5 protein-coding genes are annotated in these 4870 nt (G+C 28.5%); all 5 read left to right on the forward strand.

Translation table 11 applies throughout. From position 1 onward, the window contains the following. Positions 1–206: 206 nt before the first annotated feature. Positions 207–1034 (forward strand): hypothetical protein, encoded by an 828-nt coding sequence (locus ACVCZW_RS17345; RefSeq protein WP_452233021.1) that lies wholly within the window; start codon positions 207–209, stop codon positions 1032–1034. Between the two features lie 162 nt (positions 1035–1196). Further along, positions 1197–1775 (forward strand): hypothetical protein, encoded by a 579-nt coding sequence (locus tag ACVCZW_RS17350; protein ID WP_452233022.1) that lies wholly within the window; start codon positions 1197–1199, stop codon positions 1773–1775. Positions 1776–1938: 163 nt separating this feature from the next. Beyond that, a complete protein-coding gene (locus ACVCZW_RS17355) occupies positions 1939–2763 on the forward strand; it encodes a DUF4328 domain-containing protein (protein ID WP_055446244.1) in 825 nt (274 codons plus the stop codon). Positions 2764–2912: 149 nt separating this feature from the next. After that, positions 2913–3512 (forward strand): hypothetical protein, encoded by a 600-nt coding sequence (locus ACVCZW_RS17360; protein WP_452233023.1) that lies wholly within the window; start codon positions 2913–2915, stop codon positions 3510–3512. Positions 3513–3676: 164 nt separating this feature from the next. After that, a complete protein-coding gene (locus ACVCZW_RS17365; protein ID WP_452233024.1) occupies positions 3677–4693 on the forward strand; it encodes a DUF4062 domain-containing protein in 1017 nt (338 codons plus the stop codon). The last annotated feature ends 177 nt before the right edge of the window (positions 4694–4870 follow it).

Below are 4870 nucleotides of genomic sequence, written 5' to 3' on the forward strand. Positions count from 1 at the left end.
GTATCTATGTAGCGTCAGTGCTTACTACGTAATCTTGGAGATTCCCAACGGAATATCCAAATTACTAAACATAACAACGTATATATAAAATAGCTAATTGGTTGTTTAATCAATATTTTTTGTTTCTTTATAAAATATATACAAGCCGGAAAGACAAGTCATTATTTAAACGCTACTTTCCATATACGTATACGTTGTGTACAATTATGAAAAACATCCTACTTATCATCTTAATTATGGTTTCTACTTCGGGCTTTTCGCAAGTAAAAATTGACACATCTGAAGTTAAGTCAATAAGATATGAATGGGTTATAAACCAAAAAACTAACGACACCACTCTTTGTTCGAAACTGACTGAGTATAAAAGTGGTTTTTACTATAAAAAAATAGAGTTTCTAAATGACTCATCAAAATTTGGACACTTTTATATTTCAAAAGGAAAATTTTCAGATGTAAGACAAAATTGGAATTCGAAAAACTATGAAACTGGAATTGGAAACGGAATTTTGAAAACCTATTACGACAATTATCAAAACCCAGACAGCCTTGTTTTATTGAAATCCGAACCAATACTCAAAAGAAATACGACAACTATAGAAAAGGAATATAAAAGAAAAGGAAAGCTCAACTTTATAACAGATTTAGACGGAAAGAACTATTACAAGTACAATCTATTTGGAAAACTCAAACGAATTGAACATTATAGAGATTCTGCTTTGTATAGAATAGATGACTTCAAAAATGGACTTTTAATTTCCGAAACGTTTCCGACCAGAAAAAAATATCGAAAAAAATTTACGTACGAATACGATAAAAAAGGTCAAATAATAAAAAGAGATGACAGCGACCACGAATTTTATCGATATGAATACAACACATTTGGACTAAGTAAAATTGAGAAAGTTTATAAGAAAAAAAATATCGTAACAGAATATACTCTTTTCATTTATGACAAAAATGGAAAACTTAAAAATAAAAAAGAGTTTGGACGAATGGACAAATTGAGAAATGAATTTATATATGAATACAAATAAATAACTGTACACAACACCGTGTATAATTAATTGCTTGGTCACTGCCGACTTACGAACATTCCTTCGGAATATTCTATCTGTGATTTATTTGCTAAATTAGTTGCTTGACCACGCAACTAACCATACACAACAACGTTGTGCAACATTTAAGAAAAATCTAAAATGAAAAGAATAATTTACTTTTTAATACCAATATTGATTTTACAAAGTTGCGCGACATTTGATAAGAATTTGACCAATTTAAGTCCATTAAAGAAAAGTAACTTATCGGAATTAGATGGACTTTACGAAATTGCTCAAATTGATTATGATACGGTGTTTAAGAAATTTAAACAACAAATGTGGACTGGAAATAATTTTCTAGAAGAAATTGACAGAAAACTCATTAAAGACACTTTACATCTTGACAGTCTGAAAACTTATAAATTCGGATTGAAAATGATAAACGAAAAAAAAATAAAAATAAGTTATATAGAAAACAACAAAGTCTTTAGGGAACGGATTTTAAAAACAAGATTAAAAAAAGACGGTTATTTATATCTAAAAAATAAAAACACTGGATTCTTATTGATACCTTACCTTGCTGGAGCTATTGATATTAAAAGAACTCGATTAAGTAAATCTGAAAATGGAAATCTAATTTTTGACTATTCAAATCATAGGTCTGGAGCTTTTTTGATAATTGCTTTTTTGGATGGAACAACTTGGAAAAACCGACTTGAGTATAAAAAAATTGAATAAAAAACGTTGCACAACACCGTATATAATTTATTGCTTGGTTCTAGCCTGCTTACGAAAACCCTCGCGGATTTTCTATTCGGTTTTTATTTGCTAAATTACGTTCTTAATCACGCAACAAACCATATACAAACACGTTACCACACATTAAACCCCAAACTCAAAAATGACAGAAGAACAATTCGAAAATTGCAAACAATGTTTAAATCGAAAGAAAGGAGTAAATGAAAAAGAAAACATTTGTAATATAAAAGGGAAAAGTATGAACTTCGTGAATACTTGTACAGACTTTAACCTTGATAATAATGTCATTTTAGGAACAAAGAATAAAATTAATGCAATTAGACCTAATTTAAAGAGAGCAAAACTCGCTCAATTATTTATTTGGATAGTTATGGCTCTTGACATTATATCAATATTTTCATCTTACTTACAATATAATTTACTTAAGTCACTGCAAAACAACGAAGAAGTAACTGAACAAATGTTAAACTCAAATGATTCCAGGGAACAAATCATAGGAATTTTATATTTAGTAGTTTTTATAATTTCTGCGGTAACTTTTATTCAATGGTTTAGAAGGGCATATTATAACTTAAATATTAGAACAAATTGTAATCATTCTGATGGTTGGGCATCCGGAAGTTGGTTTGTACCAATAATATCATTATATCGTCCATATCAAATAATGAAAGAAATGTGGACTAAAACTACTCAATTAATAAAATCTAAAACTTCTGAATACACAGACAATAGCACAATGATAATTGGACTTTGGTGGACTTTATGGATTGTATCTAATTATATTGGTAAATATGTTATGAAAAGAACTTTTAAAGCAGAGACAATAGAAAACTTTTTAAATAGTACAGTTGGAGATATGATTTTGTCAATAATCGGAATACCTTTAGCTATTATAACTGTAATGATTATTAAATCATATTCATTAAAAGAAGAAAATATTTCTGAATTAGAAAAAGTCGAAAATTAAAAACGTGTGGTAACACCGTATATAATTTATTGCTGGTTCTAGCCTGCTTACGAAAACCTCGCGGATTTTCTATTCGGTTTTTATTTGCTAAATTACGTACTTAACCACGCAACAAACCATATACAAACACGTTGGCAACAAGCTGAAAAATGAACTACCTAAGAGTGTTTTCCCTTATTACATTAATAATTCTGACTTCTTGTAAGCAGAACAAAACAACAGATTCAGAATTATCTTCTAGACCAGAAACAATAAATATTTCTGATACTAGATTTAATGGAAAACCTATTATTCTAAATCAAAATGAAATAATTCACACATTTGGAAAACCTACACATAAAAAAGAAAATTGCGTTATTTTCTCTGACTTAAAACCTGGTAAAAAAGATCTTAAATATAATTGTTGGATTTATGATTCAATTTCAAAATTCGGATTTGATACTTATGACAAAATTGGATATTTAAGCTATTTATCATTTGACAATAAAAATATCAAAATTGAAACTCCTGAAATATTACTGAATAGCAAAACTGATATAGATGAAATTAAAAATAAATTCCCAAACGCTTATAAACTAAAAATAACAGATAGTAAAAATGGATATATAATAATCTCTCTAATCGATAATTTATTAGATGACACAAAAGAATTTGCCAATATTATTGAATTAGGATTTGATAATGGAAATCTTAAATATTATAAATATCAAATAGAATCTGAGTATATGGCTGATTTAAACAAAAAGTAAAAGCCAGTTGCCAACACCGTATATAATTTATTGCTAGTTCTAGACTGCTTACGAAAACCCTCGCGGATTTTCTATTCGGTTTTTATTTGCTAAATTACGTTCTTAAACACGCAACAAACCATATACAAACACGTTGGCAGTAATTTAAACCCACAAATATCAAAATGCTACAAATAAAAAAATATTCAGTTTTTGTTAGTTCAACTTATCAGGATTTAGTAGACGAGAGAAAAGAAGTAATTCAGGCTCTACTTGAATTAGATTGCATTCCGATTGGAATGGAATTATTTCCAGCGACTGACGATGACCAATGGACATTGATAAAAGAATTAATCGATGAATGTGATTATTATATATTAATTGTTGGTGGAAGATATGGTTCCTTGAACAAAGAAGGAATTAGTTTTACACAAATGGAATACGAATACGCCTTAAAAATTGGTGTTCCTGTAATTTCATTTCTTCATAAAAGTCCTGATAAAATAATAACAGGTAAAACGGATAAAGATTCAGAAAAAGAACAAAAATTAAAGGAATTTAAAAAACTCGTTTCTGAAAAATTAGTAAAGTTTTGGGGTTCACCTACAGAGCTCGGCTCAATTGTTAGCAGAAGTTTAATTAAATTAATAAAGACAAAACCAAGAATCGGATGGGTAAAATCTGACACCATTAGTTCAAGTGAAGCAAATATCGAAATTCTTGAACTAAAACAAAAAATACAAGAATTAGAAAATTTAATAAAAAGCAACAATGAAACACAAAACATTGATTTGCTTCAAGATGACGATTTGTTTGAAGTTAAATATGGTTTTAAATCTGAAAGAAGAAGTAACTGGGAAACTGAAATGATGAATGTCAAGTGGAACGATTTATTCTCTAAAACTTGTGCCATTTTAATTGACGAAGCAAAAGAAGAAGATTATAAGAGTAGATTAGATTCCTATATATTACATCTTACAGTTCAAGAAAAAAAAGAATATTTTAGTGTTTCGGTAATTTCAGATAATTTTTCCTCAATAATAATTCAACTGAAAGCATTAATGTTAATTGAAAAAAGTAACAAAAAAAGGTCATTAAAGGATAATAGTACATATTGGAAATTAACCGAAAAAGGAGATGATTTAATTACCAAATTGAGAGCAATTCAAAGAAAAAACATTAATGAATTGAAACCTGAATAAAAAACTACTGCCAACACCGTATATAATTTATTGCTGGTTCTAGCCTGCTTACGAAAACCCTCGCGGATTTTCTATTCGGTTTTTATTTGCTAAATTACGTTCTTAAACACGCAACAAACCATATACAAACACGTTATCTATAAGTTACTCACCAACAAAAATTATTGGAAAATCTAT

It is taken from the genome of Lacinutrix sp. MEBiC02595 (assembly GCF_053601555.1).

Coding starts and splice junctions, on each gene's coding strand:
- ACVCZW_RS17345 (WP_452233021.1), top strand. CDS start 207: ATGAAAAACATCCTACTTATCATCTTAATTATGGTTTCTACTTCGGGC.
- ACVCZW_RS17350 (WP_452233022.1), top strand. CDS start 1,197: ATGAAAAGAATAATTTACTTTTTAATACCAATATTGATTTTACAAAGT.
- ACVCZW_RS17355 (WP_055446244.1), top strand. CDS start 1,939: ATGACAGAAGAACAATTCGAAAATTGCAAACAATGTTTAAATCGAAAG.
- ACVCZW_RS17360 (WP_452233023.1), top strand. CDS start 2,913: ATGAACTACCTAAGAGTGTTTTCCCTTATTACATTAATAATTCTGACT.
- ACVCZW_RS17365 (WP_452233024.1), top strand. CDS start 3,677: ATGCTACAAATAAAAAAATATTCAGTTTTTGTTAGTTCAACTTATCAG.